The 19,518-nt window shown below is 64.1% G+C and carries 21 protein-coding genes and 1 other RNA gene; 14 read left to right on the top strand and 8 right to left on the bottom strand.

Annotated features, from left to right (window positions below):
- Positions 1-279 precede the first annotated feature (279 nt).
- The 12 genes from rpmH (at position 280) to CQ12_RS34345 (ending at position 10,544) form a co-directional block, all read left to right on the top strand.
- Positions 280-414, top strand: coding sequence for a 50S ribosomal protein L34 (gene rpmH / locus CQ12_RS34400; RefSeq protein ID WP_008542748.1), 135 nt, complete (start codon positions 280-282; stop codon positions 412-414).
- A gap of 27 nt (positions 415-441) precedes the next feature.
- Positions 442-786 carry a ribonuclease P protein component gene (rnpA, locus tag CQ12_RS34395; protein WP_057839705.1) on the top strand — a complete coding sequence of 115 codons (345 nt, stop codon included), beginning with the start codon at positions 442-444 and terminating at the stop codon, positions 784-786.
- A 19-nt stretch (positions 787-805) separates the two neighbouring features.
- Positions 806-2,668 (top strand): membrane protein insertase YidC, encoded by a 1,863-nt coding sequence (gene yidC, locus CQ12_RS34390; RefSeq protein ID WP_057839704.1) that lies wholly within the window; start codon positions 806-808, stop codon positions 2,666-2,668.
- A 144-nt stretch (positions 2,669-2,812) separates the two neighbouring features.
- A complete protein-coding gene (gene yihA / locus CQ12_RS34385; protein WP_057839741.1) occupies positions 2,813-3,466 on the top strand; it encodes a ribosome biogenesis GTP-binding protein YihA/YsxC in 654 nt (217 codons plus the stop codon).
- Positions 3,463-3,834 (top strand): DUF423 domain-containing protein, encoded by a 372-nt coding sequence (locus CQ12_RS34380; protein WP_057839703.1) that lies wholly within the window; start codon positions 3,463-3,465, stop codon positions 3,832-3,834. Before yihA ends, CQ12_RS34380 begins: the two co-directional genes overlap by 4 nt.
- A gap of 239 nt (positions 3,835-4,073) precedes the next feature.
- Positions 4,074-4,964: an acetylglutamate kinase gene (argB, locus tag CQ12_RS34375; protein WP_057839702.1), complete on the top strand. Its 891-nt coding sequence runs from the start codon at positions 4,074-4,076 to the stop codon at positions 4,962-4,964.
- 197 nt (positions 4,965-5,161) lie between these two features.
- The gene (locus CQ12_RS34370; protein ID WP_057839701.1) at positions 5,162-6,148 is read left to right on the top strand and encodes a DUF1036 domain-containing protein; all 987 of its coding nucleotides are present in this window, start codon (positions 5,162-5,164) and stop codon (positions 6,146-6,148) included.
- Positions 6,149-6,161: 13 nt separating this feature from the next.
- Positions 6,162-6,851 carry a pyrimidine 5'-nucleotidase gene (locus CQ12_RS34365; protein WP_057839700.1) on the top strand — a complete coding sequence of 230 codons (690 nt, stop codon included), beginning with the start codon at positions 6,162-6,164 and terminating at the stop codon, positions 6,849-6,851.
- Positions 6,852-7,095: 244 nt separating this feature from the next.
- A complete protein-coding gene (gene dapD, locus CQ12_RS34360) occupies positions 7,096-7,941 on the top strand; it encodes a 2,3,4,5-tetrahydropyridine-2,6-dicarboxylate N-succinyltransferase (protein WP_057839699.1) in 846 nt (281 codons plus the stop codon).
- A gap of 126 nt (positions 7,942-8,067) precedes the next feature.
- Entirely contained in the window at positions 8,068-8,700 is a 633-nt protein-coding gene (locus tag CQ12_RS34355; protein ID WP_057839698.1) for a DUF805 domain-containing protein, read from the top strand.
- Complete coding sequence (gene dapE / locus CQ12_RS34350) at positions 8,693-9,847, top strand: succinyl-diaminopimelate desuccinylase (protein ID WP_057839697.1); 1,155 nt, start codon at positions 8,693-8,695, stop codon at positions 9,845-9,847. The genes CQ12_RS34355 and dapE overlap by 8 nt, the downstream gene beginning before the upstream one ends.
- A 34-nt stretch (positions 9,848-9,881) precedes the next feature.
- Entirely contained in the window at positions 9,882-10,544 is a 663-nt protein-coding gene (locus tag CQ12_RS34345; RefSeq protein ID WP_057839696.1) for a dihydrofolate reductase family protein, read from the top strand.
- Between the two features lie 98 nt (positions 10,545-10,642).
- On the opposite strand, the gene truA is transcribed toward CQ12_RS34345, so the two are convergent.
- The 3 genes from truA to def form a co-directional block, all read right to left on the bottom strand.
- On the bottom strand, positions 10,643-11,380 hold the full coding sequence (gene truA / locus CQ12_RS34340) for a tRNA pseudouridine(38-40) synthase TruA (protein ID WP_057839695.1): 738 nt from the start codon (positions 11,378-11,380) through the stop codon (positions 10,643-10,645).
- Positions 11,380-12,312, bottom strand: a complete 933-nt coding sequence (fmt, locus tag CQ12_RS34335) for a methionyl-tRNA formyltransferase (protein WP_057839694.1) — start codon at positions 12,310-12,312, stop codon at positions 11,380-11,382. The genes truA and fmt overlap by 1 nt, the downstream gene beginning before the upstream one ends.
- A 140-nt stretch (positions 12,313-12,452) precedes the next feature.
- Positions 12,453-12,980 carry a peptide deformylase gene (gene def / locus CQ12_RS34330; RefSeq protein ID WP_057839693.1) on the bottom strand — a complete coding sequence of 176 codons (528 nt, stop codon included), beginning with the start codon at positions 12,978-12,980 and terminating at the stop codon, positions 12,453-12,455.
- A gap of 171 nt (positions 12,981-13,151) precedes the next feature.
- On the opposite strand from def, the gene CQ12_RS34325 reads away from it, so the two are divergent.
- Positions 13,152-14,360 (top strand): DNA recombination protein RmuC, encoded by a 1,209-nt coding sequence (locus CQ12_RS34325; protein ID WP_057839740.1) that lies wholly within the window; start codon positions 13,152-13,154, stop codon positions 14,358-14,360.
- A 142-nt stretch (positions 14,361-14,502) separates the two neighbouring features.
- Positions 14,503-15,864 (top strand): AmpG family muropeptide MFS transporter, encoded by a 1,362-nt coding sequence (locus tag CQ12_RS34320; protein WP_057839692.1) that lies wholly within the window; start codon positions 14,503-14,505, stop codon positions 15,862-15,864.
- A 113-nt stretch (positions 15,865-15,977) separates the two neighbouring features.
- On the opposite strand, the gene CQ12_RS34315 is transcribed toward CQ12_RS34320, so the two are convergent.
- From CQ12_RS34315 to ffs, 5 genes are all read right to left on the bottom strand, one after another.
- On the bottom strand, positions 15,978-16,403 hold the full coding sequence (locus tag CQ12_RS34315; RefSeq protein WP_057839691.1) for a hypothetical protein: 426 nt from the start codon (positions 16,401-16,403) through the stop codon (positions 15,978-15,980).
- 23 nt (positions 16,404-16,426) lie between these two features.
- Complete coding sequence (recR, locus tag CQ12_RS34310) at positions 16,427-17,032, bottom strand: recombination mediator RecR (protein WP_057839690.1); 606 nt, start codon at positions 17,030-17,032, stop codon at positions 16,427-16,429.
- 1 nt (position 17,033) lies between these two features.
- Positions 17,034-17,354, bottom strand: a complete 321-nt coding sequence (locus CQ12_RS34305) for a YbaB/EbfC family nucleoid-associated protein (RefSeq protein WP_057839689.1) — start codon at positions 17,352-17,354, stop codon at positions 17,034-17,036.
- A 25-nt stretch (positions 17,355-17,379) separates the two neighbouring features.
- On the bottom strand, positions 17,380-19,218 hold the full coding sequence (locus tag CQ12_RS34300; protein ID WP_057839688.1) for a DNA polymerase III subunit gamma/tau: 1,839 nt from the start codon (positions 19,216-19,218) through the stop codon (positions 17,380-17,382).
- 106 nt (positions 19,219-19,324) lie between these two features.
- Positions 19,325-19,421, bottom strand: an RNA gene (gene ffs / locus CQ12_RS41505) — signal recognition particle sRNA small type.
- Positions 19,422-19,518: the final 97 nt, after the last annotated feature.

Raw genomic sequence — 19,518 nt, 5'->3', positions numbered from 1 at the left:
TCCCATGGTCCGGGCACGCCGCCGTCTCGCCCCTAAAAACCCCGCGAAAACAGATATATTCGCCCCAATTGCGACGTTTCAAAGAACGCGCGCTACGGCAGCCCCTGACATTGACGAAAACAGGTCGCTCCCTTATAAGCCGCGCCAACTGTCCGCGATGGCCCGGCATCCCCGGGGGCGGCTCATTTGGGGCCGTAAATGGCCCGTTTGGGCCGGCCCGCATCATCGGACTTGATCTCAATCCAACAGGCAAATTGCCCGGTCAGCGGAGAACTACCCGTGAAGCGGACTTATCAACCCAGCAAACTGGTGCGCAAGCGCCGTCACGGCTTCCGCGCCCGTCTCGCCACCGCCGGCGGCCGCAAGGTTCTCGCCGCTCGCCGTGCGCGCGGCCGCAAGCGCCTGAGCGCCTGAGCCGGATCCTTTCCGGAGATTTCATTCATGGATCGGCTGAGGCAGCGGGCGGACTTTCTCGCCGTTGCCAATGGCACGCGGGCCAATAGCGCTGCCTTCGTGGTGCAGGGCCGCGCCCGCGCCGATGACGGCCCGATCCGGATCGGTTTCACCGTCACCAAGAAGAACGGTACTGCCACCGAGCGCAATCGCATCCGGCGCAGGCTTCGCGAACTGGTGAAGCGGCTGGACGTCATTTCCATGCGACCTCACCATGATTATGTGCTGGTCGGCCGCCGGGCCGCGCTCACCCGCGACTTTGCAACCATGCTCGACGATCTCCGTTCGGCGCTGAACCGGCTAGACCGGCAGGCGCCGAAACATCCGAATTGAATGGCGAGACCCCAAACCGATGACCGATAATCGCAACACCATCCTCGCCGTCATTCTGTCCGGCCTCGTGCTGATCGCCTGGCAGTATTTCTACAACGCGCCGCAGATGGAGCGGCAGCGCGCGCAAAGCCAGACCCAGGCCGACCTCGCAAAATCCGCGCCGCAGACGGCCCCCGGCACGACCCCGCAGCCGGGCGCGACGCCGTCAGTCAGCACGCCCGCCAGTCAGCCTGTCGTCAGCCGCGCCGCCGCGATTGCCGCCTCGCCGCGCATCAAGATCGAAACGCCGCGGCTGTCCGGCAGCATCGCACTGAAGGGCGGGCGCATTGACGACCTGTCGCTGGAGAAGTTCCGCGACACCGTCGATCCGAAATCGCCCGCGATCGTGCTGTTCTCGCCTTCGGGCACGGCGCATCCCTATTATGCCGAGTTCGGCTGGGTTCCGGCCGCCGGCTCGACCGCGCGGCTTCCGGGCCGCGAGACGGATTGGCAGCAGGAAGGCTCCGGCAACCTGACGGTGGACAAGCCGGTGACGCTGAAATGGGACAATGGCGAAGGCCTCACCTTCCGCCGCACCATTGCGATCGACGACCGCTATCTCTTCACCATCAAGGACGACGTCACCAACGTCGGCAGTGCGCCAGTCACGCTCTACCCATACGCGCTCATCTCCCGCCACGGCACGCCCGAGGTCTCGGGCTACTACATCCTGCATGAAGGCCTGATCGGCTATCTCGGCGAAAAGGGCCTGCAGGAACACGGCTACAAGGCGGTCGCGGAGGCGCCCGTTCTGGGCAGCGGGCGGGGCTTCGAGTTCAACGTCACGAACGGCTGGCTCGGCATCACCGACAAATATTGGGCCGCCGCGCTGTTGCCCGACACGTCGGCGCGCCTCAAGGCACGCTTCCTCGCCGAAGACCCCGGTCCCAAGGTTCGCTATCAGACCGACTACCTGCAGGATCCGCAGACCATTGCGATCGGCGGTACCGGCAGCGCCAATGCGCGGCTGTTTGCGGGCGCCAAGGAAGCCGGCGTCGTCGGCATCAACTTCCCGCTGGCCGGCCATGGCGGCTACAACAAGCAGCTCGGGCTGAACCATTTCGACCTGCTGATCGACTGGGGCTGGTTCTATTTCATCACCAAGCCGATGTTCCTGGTGCTCGACTATTTCTTCCACCTGTTCGGCAATTTCGGCGTCTCCATTCTGCTGGTCACGCTGCTGATCAAGATCCTGTTCTTCCCGCTCGCCAACAAATCCTATGCCTCGATGGCGAAGATGAAGTCGGTGCAGCCGCAGCTGCAGGCGCTGAAGGAACGCTATCCCGACGACCGCCAGAAGCAGCAGCAGGAGATGATGGAGATCTACCGCAAGGAGAAGATCAACCCGATCGCGGGCTGCCTTCCCATCGCGCTGCAGATCCCGGTGTTCTTCTCGCTCTACAAGGTGCTGTTCGTCACCATCGAAATGCGCCACGCGCCGTTCTATGGCTGGATCAAGGACCTCTCGGCGCCCGACCCGACCACGATCTTCAACCTGTTCGGATTAATTCCGTTCGATCCGCTCGCGGTGTTCGGTCCGCATGTCGGCGCCTATCTCATGCTCGGCGTCTGGCCGATCATCATGGGCATCACGATGTGGATCCAGATGAAGCTGAATCCGACGCCGCCGGATCCGACCCAGAAGATGATCTTCGACTGGATGCCGCTGATCTTCACCTTCATGCTGGCGGGCTTCCCGGCGGGTCTCGTGATCTACTGGGCCTGGAACAACCTGCTCTCGGTGATCCAGCAGAGCTACATCATGCGCAAGAACGGCGTGAAGGTGGAGCTGTTCGACAACATGAAGGCGACGTTCGCCAAGAAGGCCGTCGAGAAGACGTGATCGGTGCCTCCTCCTCGTCATTGCCTGCGACAAACGCGAAGCGTTTGCGCACGGGAGCGAAGCGACGAAGCGATCCATGCTTCCGCCTGCTGAACTATGGATTGCTTCGCTTCGCTCGCAATGACGGATGGAAAGAACCTTCGCATGACCGCCGAGCCTGATGCGGAGCTGATTGAAGAAGGGCGAAAGCTCTTCGCCGGCGACTGGAAGTTCGTCTGGGCCTCGCCCTCGATCGAGACGCTGCCGCCGATGGCGGGCATGGAAGTGGCGTTCGCCGGCCGATCCAATGTCGGCAAATCCAGCCTCATCAACGCGCTGACCGGCCGCAACGCGCTGGCGCGTACCTCGCACACGCCGGGCCGCACCCAGGAACTGATCTTCTTCGACGGCCCCGACAGCGCACGCCTGCGGCTGGTCGACATGCCCGGCTATGGCTACGCCTCGGCGCCGAAGACCCAGGTCGCGTCCTGGACCAGGCTGATCCATCAATTCCTGCTGGGGCGCGCCACGCTGGCGCGGGTCTATGTGCTGATCGACGCGCGCCACGGCATCAAGGACGTCGACCAGGACGTGCTGAAGACGCTGGATAAATCCGCCGTCAGCTATCAGGTGGTGCTGACCAAGGCGGACCAGGTGAAGCGTGCCGAGCTGGAAAAATCCATCATCGCGACCACAGCCGCGCTCGCCAAGCATCCTGCCGCGTTTCCGGAAATTCTGGTGACATCCTCGCGCTCGGGCGCCGGCATGCCGGAATTGCGCGCCGCGATGGTACGCCTGTTGCACGAGCGTGCCCGATGAACCGAGCGTACCGCATCCTGATCGTTCTGGCCGGAATCATGGGCGCCGACGGCGTCATGCTGGCGGCCGCAGCCGCGCATGGGGCCGATGCCTCGCGGCTGGCAGCGGCCTCGTCGGTGCTGCTGTTTCACGCGTGCGCGGTATTAGGTACCGTCGCACTGGCCGAACGCGGGATCGTGCACGCGAGAACCGGCATCACCGCGGCTTGCGGCTTTGCGCTCGCGGCCGGCCTGTTCGCCGGCGACCTGACGCTGCGGCACTATGCCGGACATGGGCTGTTTCCGATGGCTGCGCCGACCGGCGGGACGCTGCTGATTGTAAGCTGGCTGGCATTGGCGGTGGCGGCAGCCTGGCCGAAGCGGGGTTGAGTCCTCTTCCTTCTCCCCTTGTGGGAGAAGGTGGCGCGCAGCGCCGGATGACTACACGGGGATCTGTGTGTGCGGAGAGAACCCCTCACCCGTCTCGAATGAGCTTCGCTCATTCGATCCACCCTCTCCCACAAGGGGAGAGGGGAAAAACGACCTGCGGAGACGAATCCCCTACTTTGCGCCCTGCCCGGCAATCAGATAGAACCCGGCCCGACATCGGCAATGGCGAGACCCGCTTCATGACGCAGAATATCAGCCCGCTCGATCAGGCCCGCATCCTGTCGGAAGCGCTGCCGCATATGCAGCAATATGACGAGGAAACCATCGTCATCAAATATGGCGGCCATGCCATGGGCGCGGAAGAGACCGCCAAGGCGTTTGCGCGCGACATCGTGCTGCTGGAGCAGACCGCCATCAATCCGGTGGTGGTGCACGGCGGCGGGCCGCAGATCGCGACCATGCTCAAACGGCTCGGCATCCAGTCGGAATTCGCCGCCGGGCTTCGCATCACCGATGCGGCGACGATCGAGATCGTCGAGATGGTGCTGGCGGGTTCGGTCAACAAGCAGCTCGTCGGCTACATCAACGAGGCCGGCGGCAAGGCGGTAGGTTTGAGCGGCAAGGACGGCAACATGGTGAAGGCGTCGAAGACGACGCGCACCATGGTCGATCCTGACTCGAACATCGAGAAGGCCGTTGATCTCGGCTTCGTCGGCGACCCCGACAAGGTCGACCTCACGCTGCTGAATCAATTGATCGGTTACGAGCTGATCCCGGTACTGGCGCCGCTCGCGACCTCGCATGACGGCCAGACGCTGAACGTCAACGCCGACACCTTTGCCGGCGCGGTGGCGGGTGCGTTGAAAGCGAAGCGGCTGCTGCTATTGACCGACGTCCCCGGCGTGCTCGACAAGTCGAAGAAGCTGATACCGGAACTGTCGGTCAAGGATGCGCGAAAGCTGATCGCCGACGGCACGATTTCCGGCGGCATGATCCCGAAGGTCGAAACCTGCATCTATGCGCTCGAACAGGGCGTGCAGGGCGTCGTCATCATCGACGGCAAGATGCAGCACGCGGTGCTGCTGGAGTTGTTCACCAATCAGGGCACCGGCACGCTGATCCACAAGTGATGCACGAGCGGCAAAAGAAAGTCGTCATGGCCGGGCATAGCCGTCCAGAGGACGGCGTCGCTTCCGCTAGCCTATGCCCGGCCATCTACGACTTGTTTGCTCCCGATGGAAGGAAAGATGTGGATGCCCGGGACAAGCCCGGGCATGACGAGCGGAGAATACAGCGGCAGCCGCGCTCGGCGTTGACACGTTTCCTGATGTCCTTCCCGGCGGCGATCATCTCGCTGTTCGTTTCCTCCCTGCCCGCCTTTGCCGATTTAAAACTCTGCAACCGCATGAGCTATGTGGTCGAGGCCGCGATCGGCATCGACGAGAAATCGGCAACCGCGACGCGCGGCTGGTTCCGGATCGATCCGGCCGCCTGCCGCGTGGTGCTGCAGGGCGCGCTGACCGCCGACCGCATCCTCTTGAATGCACGCGCGCTCGGCGTCTACGGCGCTTCGCCGATCCCGCAGAACGGCAGCGACACGCTGTGCATCGCCCCCGACAATTTCGTCATCGCTGCCGCCCGGCAGTGCCGCGGCAACCAGACGCCGGCGCCGTTTACCCAGATCACGCCGACGCGGACGGACGACGGCAACCTCGTCGCCTATCTCGCCGAGGACTCGGAATATGACGACGAGCAGGCGCGGCTCGCCGGCATCCAGCGGCTGCTTGTCATCGCCGGCTATGACGCCGCCCCGATCGACGGCGTCGACGGACCGAAGACGCAGGCAGCCTTGAGCGCGTTCCTCAAGAGCCGGGGGCTTTCGGCCGAGATCGTGCAGTCGCAAAGTTTCTTCACCACCATGATCGACGCGGTGCAAAAGCCCTCCGCCACCGGGCTGACCTGGTGCAACGACACGCCGCACAAGATCATGGCTGCGGTCGCCTCCGATGACGGCAAGGCCGTGACCAGCCGCGGCTGGTACCGCATCGATCCCGGCAAATGCCTGCATCCCGATGTGACCGGCCAGCCGAAACAGGTTTATAGTTTTGCCGAAGCCGTCGACGGCGAGAACCGCGCCATCAAGTACCGCGACAGGCCGCTGAATTGGGGCGGCTCGAAGGAGCTCTGCACGCGCGACAGCAAGTTCGAGATTTCAGAACAGGGCGATTGCGGCACGCGAGGACTTGCGGCAATCGGCTTTGCACCGGTCGATATGTCAAGCGGCGGCAAGACGCTGCGATTTGCGATGCCGTGATGGTTGAGAACTTATGACAACTCCCCGCCCCTTTACTCACATCGACACCTGGGTGTTCGACCTCGACAACACGCTGTACCCGCACCACGTCAATCTGTGGCAGCAGGTCGACGCCCGGATCGGCGAGTTCATCAGCGCGTTCCTTAACATCTCGGCGGAAGAAGCCCGCGTGGTCCAGAAGGATTATTATCGCCGCTACGGCACCAGTATGCGCGGCATGATGACCGAGCATGGCGTGCACGCCGACGATTACCTCGCCTATGTGCACAAGATCGATCACTCCCCGCTGGAGCCGAACCCGGCGATGGGAGCCGCGATCGCAAAACTTCCCGGCCGCAAGCTGATCCTCACCAACGGCTCGACCGACCATGCCGGCGCGGTGCTCGAGCGGCTCGGCATAACAGAACATTTCGAGGCAGTGTTCGACATCATCGCCGCAGACCTGGAACCGAAGCCGGCGCCGCAGACCTATGACAAATTTCTGCGCCTGCATGGCGTGGATCCCCTGAGGTCGGCGATGTTCGAAGATCTCGCCCGCAACCTCGTGGTGCCGCACCAACTCGGCATGACCACGGTGCTGGTGGTACCCGACGGCGCCAAGGAAGTGGTGCGCGAGGATTGGGAGCTGGAAGGCCGCGATGCGGCCTATGTCGACCATGTGACCGACGATCTGACGGGGTTTTTGGAGAAGTTGAGCACCTAATCGGTGTCGTCCCGGCCTAGTGCGCAATTGCGCACGGGCGCCGGGACCCATACCGCGTGATCTATCGATTTAAGAACGCTGTTCGACGACCCATCGTAACCACGAACACTCGTGGCTATGGGTCCCCGCGTTCGCGGGGACGACGAGTTGAGAGGGCGGCAGGGACGACATCCCGCCTTGACTCTCCCCCGCCAAATCCCGAAAAAGCCCGTCAACTTCGCCCGAAATCCCTGAGGAAATCCCGATGTCCCTGTCCGCGCTCGAATCGACCGTCAACTCCGCCTTCGATGCCCGCGACGGCATTTCGACGTCGACCAAGGGCGAGGTTCGCGAGGCCGTGGATCACGCGCTCGATCTGCTCGACAAGGGCGAGGCACGGGTCGCCGAGCGCGAGGCCTCGGGCCAGTGGAAAGTCAATCAGTGGCTGAAGAAGGCGGTGCTACTGTCGTTCCGCCTTAACGACATGGGCCAGATCCCCGGCGGTCCCGGCAAGGCGTCGTGGTGGGACAAGGTGCCCTCGAAGTTCGACGGCTGGGGCGAGAACCGTTTTCGCGACGCGGGATTCCGCGCCGTGCCCGGCGCAATCGTGCGCCGCTCCGCCTTCATCGCCCGCAACGTCGTTCTGATGCCGTCCTTCGTCAATCTCGGCGCCTATGTCGATGAAGCCACCATGATCGACACCTGGTCGACGGTCGGAAGCTGCGCGCAGATCGGCAAGCGCGTGCACATTTCGGGCGGCGTCGGCATCGGCGGCGTGCTGGAGCCGCTGCAGGCTGAACCCGTGATCGTCGAGGACGATTGCTTTATCGGCGCGCGCAGCGAAGTCGCCGAGGGCGTGATCGTGCGCAAGGGCGCGGTGCTGTCGATGGGCGTGTTCCTCGGCGCCTCCACCAAGATCGTCGACCGCGAGACCGGCGAAATCTTCATCGGCGAGGTGCCGGAATATTCGGTCGTGGTTCCCGGCGCCCTGCCCGGCAAGCCCATGAAGAACGGCCAGCCCGGCCCGTCGACGGCTTGCGCGGTGATCGTCAAGCGCGTCGATGAGCGCACCCGCGCCAAGACCAGCATCAACGAGCTGCTGCGGGACTAGGGTTCGGCCATTTGGGGCATGATCTGGCCCGTAGCCAGGGCCGGAACACGCCCCGTTCGAACCCCGGGCCCCATGGCGCGACCAATGTACTGGATGGCGTAAATGCCGCCGTTCGGAGGTCGAGCGATGGACTACGTCTGGTATCTGTTCAGTTTCGAGGGCCGCATCAACCGCGCCCGGTACTGGCTGGCGACGCTGATCATCGTGTGCTTGACGGTCTTCCTGGGCGCGCTGACGATCGGCCTTGTCGTCTTGTTCAGTGGTATCGCGCCGACAGATATCGGTTACGGCTTCGAAGATCTCTTCAAGATCTTCGATCCCGCTTCCTATCGATCCCTGTCCCTGGCCGACCTGCCTGCGATTTTTTTCAACGCGGCCTTCTCCACGCTGTTCATGTGGATCTGGCTGGCCACCTCGATCAAACGCCTCCATGACCGCGACAAGAGCGGCTGGTGGGTGATCCTGTTTTTCGCCGTTCCACTCTACAACAAGCTCGTCGATCTGCTTCCTGACGATTCCTATTTCTCGGATGCCGCCCTTCCGCTTGGCCTCATCGCTCTCGCCGGCTGCATCTGGATCTTCGTCGAATTGTACTTCATCAAGGGCTCCCGCAAGACCAACCGGTTCGGCCCCGATCCGCTCGCGCCGCAGCCACTGCCCGACACGCGGCCGCCCTGGGACCAGCAGAACGAGATCGAAATGGTCCCGCACACCGCTAGCCCGCCGCCGGTTTGGCGTGTTAAGCCGGGCTATGAATGACGCCGTTTCCATCACCCGCGACCTCGTCCGCTGCCCTTCCGTCACCCCTGCCGATGCCGGCGCGCTCGGCGTCCTCGAAGGCCTGTTGAAAGACGCCGGCTTCGAGGTGCATCGCGTCACCTTCGGCGAGCCCGGCACATCAGATATCGACAATCTCTACGCCCGCATCGGCACCGAGGCGCCGCACATCGCTTTTGCCGGCCATACCGACGTGGTGCCACCCGGCGACGAGACGGCGTGGACGCAAGGCGCGTTCTCCGGCGACATCAAGGACGGCTTCCTCTATGGCCGCGGCGCGGTCGACATGAAGGGCGGCATCGCCTGCAGCGCGGCCGCGGTGCTCGACTATCTCAAGGACAATGGCGGCAGGCCGAAGGGATCGATCTCGTTTCTGATCACCGGGGACGAAGAGGACATTTCCGTCAACGGCACCATCAAGCTTCTGAAGTGGTGCGCCGAGCGTGGCGAGAAATTCGACCATTGCGTGCTCGGCGAGCCGTCGAACGTCGAAGTGCTGGGCGACTGCATCAAGATCGGCCGCCGCGGCTCGCAATCCGGCACGCTCCATGTCGACGGCGTGCAGGGCCATGTCGCCTATCCGCACCGCGCCTCCAATCCGGTGCCGGATATTTCGCGGCTGATCGTGGCGCTCTCCGACGAACCGCTCGACCATGGCAGCGCGCAGTTCCAGGCGTCCAACCTTGAATTCACCTCGGTCGACGTCGGTAATACCGCAAGCAACGTGATCCCGGGACAGGCCCGGGCGAAATTCAACATCCGCTTCAACGACAACCACACCCAGGAAACGCTGCGCGCCCTGTTGGAAGAACGGCTGGCGAAAGCTTGCGGCAACCGCATCCGCGCCCGCATCGTGTGGGAATACTCCAACTCCAATGTGTTCGTGACCAAACCCGGCGCCTTCACCGATCTGGCCGTGAGTGCCATCGAGGAAGTCACCGGACGCAAGCCGGAGCTCTCGACTTCCGGCGGCACCTCGGATGCGCGTTTTATTTCAAGCTATTGCCCGGTGATCGAGTTCGGCCTGGTCGGCCAGACCATGCACCAGGTCGACGAGCGCACGCCGGTGTCGGATCTGGAAAAACTGACGAAAATCTATCGCGGCGTGCTGGACCGCTATTTTGCCTGACTTGTGCCGTCATCATGTGTGATGACGTGACGCCATGACCGGTTCAGCCAACAGCAAGCTCGTTGTCCGCTGCTTCAGCGTGTCCGCCGACGGCTATGGCGCGGGCCCCGGTCAGAACGCCGACAATCCGCTCGGCGTCGGTGGAATGGGGCTGCACGAATGGATCCTGCCGACGCAGACCATTCAGAAAAAGCTGTTCGCAAAAGATGCCGGGACGAGCGGCCCGGACGATGATTTTGCCACGCAAGGGTTTGAGAACATCGGCGCCTGGATCTTGGGGCGCAACATGTTCGGCCCGGTGCGGGGCCCCTGGCCGGATGACGCCTGGAAAGGCTGGTGGGGTGACGAGCCGCCTTATCACTGCGATGTCTTCGTACTGACACATCATCCCCGCGCGCCCATCACCATGCAGGGCGGCACGGTTTTCCATTTCGTCACAGAGGGCATCGAGGCGGCGCTACAGAGGGCGCGCGCGGCTGCCGGCGGCAAGGATGTCAGGGTGGGTGGCGGCGTCGCGACCATCCAGCAATATCTGTGCGCCCGCCTGATCGACGAAATGCACATTGCGATCGCGCCGATCCTGCTTGGATCTGGCGAGAACCTGTTCGCGGGGCTTGATCTGCCGGCTCTTGGCTACGAGGTGACCGACCATGTCGCGACGGCGAACGCCACGCACATGGTCCTCAAGCCGGCCTAGATCGCAGGATGGGTGGAGCGCAGCGATACCCATCATCCAGCCGCTGCCGCGATGGGTATCGCTTCGCTCCACCCATCCCACAAGATCGTCGGCGACACCTAATACTCCACCCGCACCAGATATAATCCCTCGGGCGGCGCCACCGGACCGCAGGCGGCGCGGTTGCGGGCGGCCAATGCTGCGGCGAGGTCGTCGGCGCTCCAGCGGCCTTCGCCGACCCAGACCAGCGAGCCCACCATCGAGCGCACCTGGCTGTGCAGGAACGAGCGGGCGGAAGTGAGGATCGAAATCGCGTCGCCCTCCCTGATCACATCAAGCTGGTCGAGCGTCTTCTCCGGCGACTTCGCCTGGCATTCGGTGTCGCGGAAGGTGGTGAAGTCGTGCTTGCCGAGCAGCCGCTTGGCCGCAATGTCCATCGCATCCGTGTCGAGATGGCGCGGCACCCGCCAGCTTCGTTTGATGTCGAGCGCGAGATTGGCTCGGGAGTTGGTGATGCGATAGCGATAGTGCCGCCTTGTCGCGGAGAAGCGCGCCTCGAAATCATCGGCCACGATCTCGGCCGAGAGCACGCCGATCGGATGCGGCCGCAGATGCGCGTTCAGCCCGTCACGCAGGCGGCCCGGCGGAAACGGCTTCTTTATATCGCAATGCGCGACCTGCCCCAGCGCATGCACGCCGGCGTCGGTACGGCCCGAGCCGTGGACGCGCACGGCCTCGCCGCAGATCGCCTTCACCGCAGTTTCCAGCGCGCCCTGCACGGTCGGCGCGTTGTCCTGGATCTGCCAGCCGGAGAACGGCGTGCCGTCATAATCGATGAGGAGCTTGTAGCGGGGCATCAGTCCAGCCGCGCAGGCGGCTTCAGCGCCGTGCCGCGCAAAAATTCCGCTGATTTCATCGGCCCCTTGCCGGCGCGCTGCAGCTCGACAATGCGAATGGCGCGGTCACCGCAGGCGATGGCAAGATTGTCGTCGAGCACATCGCCCGGCGCACCCGACCCGTTCGCCAGTTCACAGCGCAGTATCTTGAGGCGCACCGGCTCCGCTTCTCCGGCCATCTCGCACCACGCGCCGGGAAATGGCGACAATCCATGGATATGCCGCAGCACCTCGCGCGCGGGCCGCGTCCAGTCGATCCGCGCCTCAGCCTTCTCGATCTTGGCCGCGTAGGTCACGCCGTCCTCACTCTGCTTCGTAAGCTGCAATCCGCCACGCTCGAGCCCGCCCATCGCGCGCACCATCAGGTCGGCGCCGAGCGGCGCCAGCGCGTCGTGCAGATCGGCAGCCGTCATGGTGTCGGTGATTGCGAGGCGCTCCGCCATTGCGACATCGCCGGTGTCGAGGCCGACATCCATCTTCATCACCATCACGCCGCTTTCGGCGTCACCGGCCATGATGGCGCGGTTGATCGGCGCGGCGCCGCGCCAGCGCGGCAGCAGCGAGCCGTGCAGGTTGTAGCAGCCATAACGCGGCGCATCGAGAATGGCCTGCGGCAGGATCATGCCGTAGGCGACGACGACGGCCGCATCCGCGTTATGCGTGCGGAATTCGGCGAGCGCTTCCGGCGTCTTCAGCGTGCCCAGGGTCATCACGGGAATACCGAGCCGCCGCGCCTCCTGCTCGACCGGGCTCGGTTGCATCTTCATGCCACGCCCGGCCGGCTTTGGCGCGCGGGTGTAGACGGCCACGACCTCATGGCCGTGGGCCACGAGTTCCAGCAGCGTCGGCACCGCGAAATCGGGCGTGCCCATGAAGATCAGGCGGAGCGGCATCAGGCAGAAAATCCCGGGACGATTTCAGTTTACTCCGTCATGGCCGGGCTTGTCCCAGCCATCCACGTCTTTGCTACAGCGAGAAAGAAAGGCGTGGATGGCCGGGACAAGCCCGGGCATGACGGTCGATAGAGGGGAGCCTACTCCCCCGCGCGCTTGGCGGCCTTGGTGAACTTCTTCAGCACGCGATCGCGCTTCAGCTTCGACAGATAGTCGACGAACAGCACGCCGTTGAGATGGTCGATCTCGTGCTGGATGCAGGTGGCGAACAGCCCGTCGGCGTCCTCCTCATGCACCTTGCCGTCGAGATCGGTGAAGCGGATGCGGACCTTCGCGGGGCGCTCGACCTCCTCGTAATATTCGGGGATCGAGAGGCAGCCCTCCTCGTAGACCGACAATTCCTCGGACGAGGCGATGATTTCCGGATTGATGAACACCCGTGGCTTCGGCTTGGTCTCGCCGTTCTCGTCCTTCTTGGCGAGATCCATGGTGATCAGCCGCAGCGGCTGCGCGACCTGAATTGCCGCAAGCCCGATGCCGGGCGCGTCATACATGGTCTCGAACATGTCGTCGGCGAGCTTGCGGATCTCCGTCGTAACCTTCTCGACGGGTTTGGAGACCAGCCGGAGCTGTTTGTCCGGCAGGATGATGATTTCTCTAAGGGCCATAGCGCGCGATTTAAGCTGCTGATTTGCCGGGGTCAATGCGCTGCGGCGTCCGTTAAGACGGCCTTAACCATGATTTTTAACGCGGCGTTAACCACGAAAATTAACCCGCCGTTTACCATAAATGTTCCCTCTTCGTTCGCATCCGACGCCGAATCGGGCTACAAGGCTGACATGAACGAAATTCTTCTCACGGTCGGCGACCTGCCGATTCACGTTGGCGAGGCGCTGATCGGGTTCGGCACGCTCGCGCTGGTGCTGCTGCTGACCATCGCCATCGTGATCGCCCGCTCCGGCCGCCGCGGCGCGGAACTGGCGATGGCGCAGGCAATCCGCGCCGACGAACTGGAAGAGCGTCTGAGCGAGATGCTGCGGGCGCAGAGCGAATCCACCGGCCGGGTCGACGCCATGGCGCAGTCGCTGGCCGGCCGCCAGGCCGAGATGGCGCGCGCGGTCAACGAGCGGCTGGATTCGGTGACGCACCGGGTCGGCCAGTCGATGGAAGCGACCACGCGCCACACCATGGATAGCTTGCGCGTGCTGCATGAGCGGCTCGGCATCATCGACAACGCGCACAAGAACCTCACCGACCTGACGTCTCAAGTGACCACGCTGCGCGACGTGCTCGCCAACAAGCAGTCGCGCGGCGCCTTCGGCCAGGCGCGGATGGAAGCGATCGTGCAGGACGGCATGCCGCAGGGCTCCTACGAATTCCAGTACACGCTCTCGTCCGGCAAGCGGCCGGATTGCGTGGTGTTCCTGCCCGACCAGCGCCCGCTGTGCATCGACGCCAAATTCCCGCTGGAAGCGATGACCGCGCTGCACGATGCGCGCAGCGACGAGGAGCGCAAATTCGCCACGCAACGCCTGCGCAACGATGTGATGAAGCACGTCAACGACATCGCCGAGAAATATTTGATCACCGGAGAGACCCAGGACACCGCGTTGATGTTCGTGCCGTCGGAATCGGTCTATGCCGAAATCCACGACGGTTTTGACGACGTGATCCAGAAAGCCTACCGCGCCCGCGTCGTGCTGGTATCACCCTCGCTGCTGATGCTGGCGATCCAGGTGATGCAGCAGATCCTGAAGGACGCGCGGATGCGCGATGCGGCCGACCAGATCCGCACCGAAGTGCTCAACCTCGGCGACGATCTGGGCCGCCTGCGCGACCGCGTGCTGAAGCTGCAAAAGCACTTCAGTGACGTGAACGAGGACGTGCGCCAGATCCTGATCTCCGCCGACAAGATCGAAAAACGCGCCGGGCGGATCGAGGAACTCGATTTCAGCAAGGCCGACGCGCCGGTGGAAGTGCCGCGCTTCGTCAAGAACAGCACCCCCGAACTGTTCCCCGCCCCGCGCAAGCTGCAGGCGGGGGAGTAGTAACAGCGGCAGGATGGGTAGAGCGTAGCGAAACCCATCGTGTTGGTGGGTTTCGCTACGCTCTACCCACCCTACAACTGGATCGCCCGGTCAAGCCGGGCGATGACAGTCTTTTCCCGTCAGAATCTGCTAACACCCATTCATGACCGCACCTGAAGCAGCCTCCCCGACATCGGCCGCGCCTGCGCCAACGTGGCGCGAGGCCTGGGCCGTGTATCTGCAGCCGCGCGTGCTGATCGTGCTGATGCTCGGCTTTTCGTCCGGCCTGCCGCTGGCGCTGTCAGGATCGACGCTCCTGGTGTGGATGCGCGAATCCGGCGTTGATCTCGGCACCATCGGGCTGTTTGCGCTGGTCGGTACGCCCTACACGCTGAAATTCATCTGGGCGCCGCTGGTCGATGCGCTGCATGTGCCGGTCTTCACCCGCGCCTTCGGCCGCCGCCGCGGCTGGCTGGTGTTCTCGCAACTGCTCCTGATCGGCGCGATCCTGCTGCTGGCCCTGACCGACCCGGCGCGGTCGCCGCTGTTCGTGGCGCTTGGCGCGCTTCTGGTCGCGACGATGTCCTCGACCCAGGACATCGTGGTCGATGCGTTTCGCGTCGAAAGCCTGCCCGAGAGCGAACAGGCCGCCGGCATGGCCTCGTATGTCGCGGCCTACCGGATCGGCATGCTGGTGTCGACCGCCGGCGTGCTGTTCATCGTGAGCGGGTTCGAGAGCACCGGCATCGGACGCAGCTCGGCATGGATGTGGGGCTATGTCGTCATGGCCGCGCTGGTGCTGATCGGCACGCTCACGGCGCTCGCCGCCACCGAACCCGAGCAATCGGTGCGCGCGGAAGAAGCGACCCGCGACGAGTCGGCGCTCGCCCGCGTCATGCATGCGGCCACGGGGGCGTTCTCCGAATTTCTGTCGCGCAAGCATGCCTGGGTGGCGCTCGCCTTCGTGGTGCTGTTCAAGCTCACTGACGCGTTTTCCGGCACCATGACTGCGCCGTTCGTGATCGACCTCGGCTTCACCCGCAACGACTACGCCGCCATCGTCAAGGGCGTCGGCCTGGCCGCGACGCTGATCGGCGGTTTTGCCGGCGGCTATGTGGCGCGTCGCTATTCGCTGGTCGCAAGCCTGTGGATCGGCGGCGTGCTGCAGGCGATCTCCAACCTCGTGTTCGCGTGGCTCGCCTTTGTCGGCACAAATCAATGGGCGTTGGCCGTCGCCATTTCCGCGGAAAACTTCACCGGCGCGATCGGCACCGTGATCTTTGTCGCCTATCTCTCGGCGCTGTGCCAGAACCCGCTGCACACCGCGACCCAATACGCGCTGCTCACCGCACTGGCTGCTGTGGGGCGCACCTATTTGTCCTCAGGCGCGGGCTTTGTGGCGCAGGCGACGGGCTGGCCGCTGTTCTTCGTGATCTCGGTTGTGGTGGCTGTGCCAAGCCTGATCCTGCTGGCCTGGCTGCAGCGGCGCGGACATTTCGAGGCCGTGGGTCCGGTGAAGGTTTGAAGCTCTTGTAGCCCGGATGGAGCGAAGCGAAATCCGGGGCAGCGATGACGGTGATGGCGTTCCCGGATTTGCGCTTCGCTCCATCCGGGCTACGAAACTTCAGGCCGAAATACTCAGTGCTTGGTCACCACGCTCCATTTGGTGATGACAGCTTCGCTGATCTGCCCAGCATCCTGCGCGCAGGCGACTTCGTCGACCTTCACGGAAATTTCCTTGCCGATGAAATTCTTCAGTTGCGCGGCCTGGGCGTCGCTGGTGGTGACGAGCTGGAACGTCTCGGGTCCGGTTTCGAGATTGCACAGCCCGTTCGGCGGCGGCAGCCGGCGCGGTTCGCTGGTGATCTGGTAGGTCGCGGCACGCTTGCTCCTCTTGCCGCCCTTCATGGCGTTGAGTTCGCCTGACAGCACGTCGCCGGCATTGATCGGCTTGCCGGGCTTCGGCGCCGGCTCGGCCTGCTGTGCCCACGCGGAAGGTGCGATCAGCGCCGCTGCCATGATGAGCGCAAAGCGGGAGCGTCTGCCGAATCGTGGTTTCGTCATGTCGATCAGTTCCGTCTGTGGGGTTAGAACAGCGTTCGCTGCCGCATGGCAGCCGATAGCGTACCTTCGTCGAGATAATCAAGCTCGCCGCCGACAGGCACGCCATGCGCGAGCCGGGTGACCTTGACGTTGGCGTCCTGCAGAAGATCGGTGATGTAGTGCGCGGTGGTCTGGCCATCAACCGTTGCGTTGAGCGCTAAAACGATTTCGCTGACTTGTGATTCGTGCGCACGCGCCACCAGCGCGTCGATGGTGAGATCCTGCGGACCGACGCCGTCGAGTGGCGACAATGTGGCGCCGAGCACGTGATAGCGGCCGTTGGTCGCATTCGCCCGTTCCAGCGCCCAGAGATCGGCGACGTCGGCGACCACGACGATGGTCGAAGGATCGCGCCGCGGATCGGTGCACACCGTGCAGGGATTTTGCGTGTCGATATTGCCGCAGGTCTTGCAGACCTGGATCCGGTCGATCGCAACCTGCAATGCGCCAGCGAGCGGCGTCATCAGGGCTTCACGCTTCTTGATCAGGTGCAGCGCCGCGCGCCGCGCCGAGCGCGGGCCAAGCCCCGGCAGCCGCGCCAGAAGCTGGATCAGGCGTTCGATTTCAGGGCCGGCAACGCTCGCTGCCATTTCAGGTCAGACCAAGTCCGGGCGGCAGGCCGAGGCCCCCGGTCAGTGCCTGCATCTTTTCCATCGCCGCGGTTTCCGCCTTGCGCCGCGCGTCGCCATGCGCGGTCACCAGGAGGTCCTCGAGCACTTCGCGCTCCTCGGCCTTCATCAGCGACGGATCGATCCTGACGCCCTTCACTTCCATCTTCGCGGTCATGCGCACGGCGACCAGTCCGCCGCCGGAGATGCCCTCGACCTCGAGATTGCCGAGCTCTTCCTGCATCGCCTGCATCTTGGATTGCAGTTGCGCGGCCTGCTTCATCATGCCGAGAAAATCAGCCATTTCGTCCGTCCTCTCGAGAGTCCGATCAGTCGTCGTCGCCGTCGGAAGTCTCGTTCACGTCGTCAGCGATAATATTGGATTCCGGCGGCTCGGCGGCAAGCCGGCGCACTTCAATCACCTTGGCGCCGGGAAATCGCGCCAGCACCTCCTGGACGCGCGGGTCGGCCTCGGCGGCCCGGGCGTGTTCGTTCCTTGCCTGCTCATTTTGCGAGCGCAGCGTCGGCTGGCCGGCCTCGTTGGAGACGATCACGGTCCAGCGCCGCCCGGTCCATAGTTCGAGCTTGCGGGAGAGATCGTTGACCAGCCCCCGCGCCGCGACGCGTTCCAGCGCCACTTCCAGCCGCCCGTCCTCGAAGCGGACCAGGCGCATATCGGCCTCCAGCGCCGTCTTGGTCAGGATATCGCGCTTCTCACCGGCGAGCGCCACCAGTTGCGGAAAACTATTGATCCGTAGCACAGGCGCCGACTCGGTCTGGGCCGACGGCACCGCCATTTGCGGGCGGGCGGAGGCTTCAGCGCCGGAGCGTGGCGATGCGGGCGTCCGCATCGGCGAGGCTGACATCGAAGTTACCGGCGCGGAGGGCGCGGCCCGTGCCGGCGCCGCGCCGCCTGACGCGATCTGCGTCCCCCCACCGTTCTGGTCGAGCATCCGGATCGCCTCGTCCGGCGTCGGCAGGTCGGCGACATAGGCGATGCGCACCAGCACCATTTCCGCTGCCGCTGCTGGCCGGGTTGCGGTCTGCACCTCGGCGATGCCCTTGAGCAGCATCTGCCACATCCGCGACAGCACCCGCATCGACAGTTTTGCGGCAAATTCCCGAGCACGGACGCGCTCGGTCTCGCCGAACGCGACATTGTCGGCGGTGGCGGGCACGATCTTCACGCGGGTGACGAAATTGACGAATTCGGCGAGGTCGGACAGCACCACGACCGGATCGGCGCCGACGTCATATTGCGAACGGAATTCACCGAAGGCGCTGGCGATGTCGCCGCGCGCCAGATGCTCGAACAAATCGATCACCCGGGTGCGGTCGGCCAGACCCAGCATCTGCCGTACCGCATCGGCGCGCACGGTGCCCGCCGCATGGGCAATTGCCTGGTCGAACAGCGACAGCGAATCGCGCACCGAGCCTTCTGCGGCGCGGGCGATGATGCCAAGCGCCTCCGGCTCGACCTCGACGCCTTCCTTGGTCGCGATATTGGAAAGATGCCCCATCAACACGTCGGCTTCGACCCGGCGCAGGTCAAAACGCTGGCAGCGCGACAGCACGGTGACCGGGACCTTGCGGATTTCCGTGGTGGCGAAGACGAATTTGGCGTGTTCGGGCGGCTCTTCCAGCGTCTTGAGGAACGCGTTGAAGGCCGCTGTCGACAGCATGTGGACTTCGTCGATGATGTAGACCTTGTAGCGGGCGCTGGCGGGAGCATAGCGCACGCTGTCATTGATCTGGCGAACGTCGTCGACGCCGGTATGGGACGCCGCGTCCATCTCCAGCACATCCATGTGCCGGCTTTCCATGATCGCCTGGCAATGCACGCCGAGATCCGGCATGTGGATGGTCGGCCCCTTCACCGAACCATCCGGCTTTTCGTAGTTGAGTGCGCGGGCGAGAATCCGCGCCGTGGTGGTTTTGCCGACCCCGCGGACGCCGGTCAGGATCCAGGCCTGCGGAATCCGGCCCGTTTCGAACGCATTCGAAACGGTGCGGACCATGGCCTCCTGGCCGATCAGGTCGTCAAAGCTGGAGGGGCGGTATTTGCGTGCCAGGACCCGGTAGGGTTTTGCGGCCTCGTCGCCGCCGAGCGCGAAACCGCTCTGGCCAGCGCCGTCTGATTTATCGGGGGGAGCGCCAGCATCACTCATCGGTCGATCCGCAATTGATTGTCTCTCGGGGCCGGCTTGCGGATAGGAGCGACCGCGCGCACGGCGCGGACTGGCCGCTTTCCTGCGCAATTCGCTCGAAAAACAGGTAGGAGACTGACGAGCGACCCGATCCGGACCTCGTTAGGGCTGCTTCCTTCCGGACCTGACCCGGTTGGCGAGTGGCTCGTCCACCGCCAATCTCCCGGTCCCTATTTGGGGCCAAAAGGGCCGGAAAGCAAGCGGGGTTGATGGGTGCTATGCGCCGGAACACCCCCATTTCGTCATGGCCGGGCTTGACCC

Origin of the sequence: Bradyrhizobium jicamae (assembly GCF_001440395.1) — a bacterium.
Classification (GTDB): Bacteria; Pseudomonadota; Alphaproteobacteria; order Rhizobiales; family Xanthobacteraceae; genus Bradyrhizobium; species Bradyrhizobium jicamae.
The sequence above is the reverse complement of the archived record's forward strand: the minus strand, read 5'-3'. Positions and strand labels throughout refer to the sequence as shown.

Excerpts from the sequence above, each read along its gene's own strand:
- rnpA (WP_057839705.1), top strand. The coding sequence starts at position 442 with ATGGATCGGCTGAGGCAGCGGGCGGACTTTCTCGCCGTTGCCAATGGC.
- yidC (WP_057839704.1), top strand. The coding sequence starts at position 806 with ATGACCGATAATCGCAACACCATCCTCGCCGTCATTCTGTCCGGCCTC.
- yihA (WP_057839741.1), top strand. The coding sequence starts at position 2,813 with ATGACCGCCGAGCCTGATGCGGAGCTGATTGAAGAAGGGCGAAAGCTC.
- CQ12_RS34380 (WP_057839703.1), top strand. The coding sequence starts at position 3,463 with ATGAACCGAGCGTACCGCATCCTGATCGTTCTGGCCGGAATCATGGGC.
- argB (WP_057839702.1), top strand. The coding sequence starts at position 4,074 with ATGACGCAGAATATCAGCCCGCTCGATCAGGCCCGCATCCTGTCGGAA.
- CQ12_RS34370 (WP_057839701.1), top strand. The coding sequence starts at position 5,162 with ATGTCCTTCCCGGCGGCGATCATCTCGCTGTTCGTTTCCTCCCTGCCC.
- CQ12_RS34365 (WP_057839700.1), top strand. The coding sequence starts at position 6,162 with ATGACAACTCCCCGCCCCTTTACTCACATCGACACCTGGGTGTTCGAC.
- dapD (WP_057839699.1), top strand. The coding sequence starts at position 7,096 with ATGTCCCTGTCCGCGCTCGAATCGACCGTCAACTCCGCCTTCGATGCC.
- CQ12_RS34355 (WP_057839698.1), top strand. The coding sequence starts at position 8,068 with ATGGACTACGTCTGGTATCTGTTCAGTTTCGAGGGCCGCATCAACCGC.
- dapE (WP_057839697.1), top strand. The coding sequence starts at position 8,693 with ATGAATGACGCCGTTTCCATCACCCGCGACCTCGTCCGCTGCCCTTCC.
- CQ12_RS34345 (WP_057839696.1), top strand. The coding sequence starts at position 9,882 with ATGACCGGTTCAGCCAACAGCAAGCTCGTTGTCCGCTGCTTCAGCGTG.
- truA (WP_057839695.1), bottom strand. The coding sequence starts at position 11,380 with ATGCCCCGCTACAAGCTCCTCATCGATTATGACGGCACGCCGTTCTCC.
- fmt (WP_057839694.1), bottom strand. The coding sequence starts at position 12,312 with ATGCCGCTCCGCCTGATCTTCATGGGCACGCCCGATTTCGCGGTGCCG.
- def (WP_057839693.1), bottom strand. The coding sequence starts at position 12,980 with ATGGCCCTTAGAGAAATCATCATCCTGCCGGACAAACAGCTCCGGCTG.
- CQ12_RS34325 (WP_057839740.1), top strand. The coding sequence starts at position 13,152 with ATGAACGAAATTCTTCTCACGGTCGGCGACCTGCCGATTCACGTTGGC.
- CQ12_RS34320 (WP_057839692.1), top strand. The coding sequence starts at position 14,503 with ATGACCGCACCTGAAGCAGCCTCCCCGACATCGGCCGCGCCTGCGCCA.
- CQ12_RS34315 (WP_057839691.1), bottom strand. The coding sequence starts at position 16,403 with ATGACGAAACCACGATTCGGCAGACGCTCCCGCTTTGCGCTCATCATG.
- recR (WP_057839690.1), bottom strand. The coding sequence starts at position 17,032 with ATGGCAGCGAGCGTTGCCGGCCCTGAAATCGAACGCCTGATCCAGCTT.
- CQ12_RS34305 (WP_057839689.1), bottom strand. The coding sequence starts at position 17,354 with ATGGCTGATTTTCTCGGCATGATGAAGCAGGCCGCGCAACTGCAATCC.
- CQ12_RS34300 (WP_057839688.1), bottom strand. The coding sequence starts at position 19,218 with ATGAGTGATGCTGGCGCTCCCCCCGATAAATCAGACGGCGCTGGCCAG.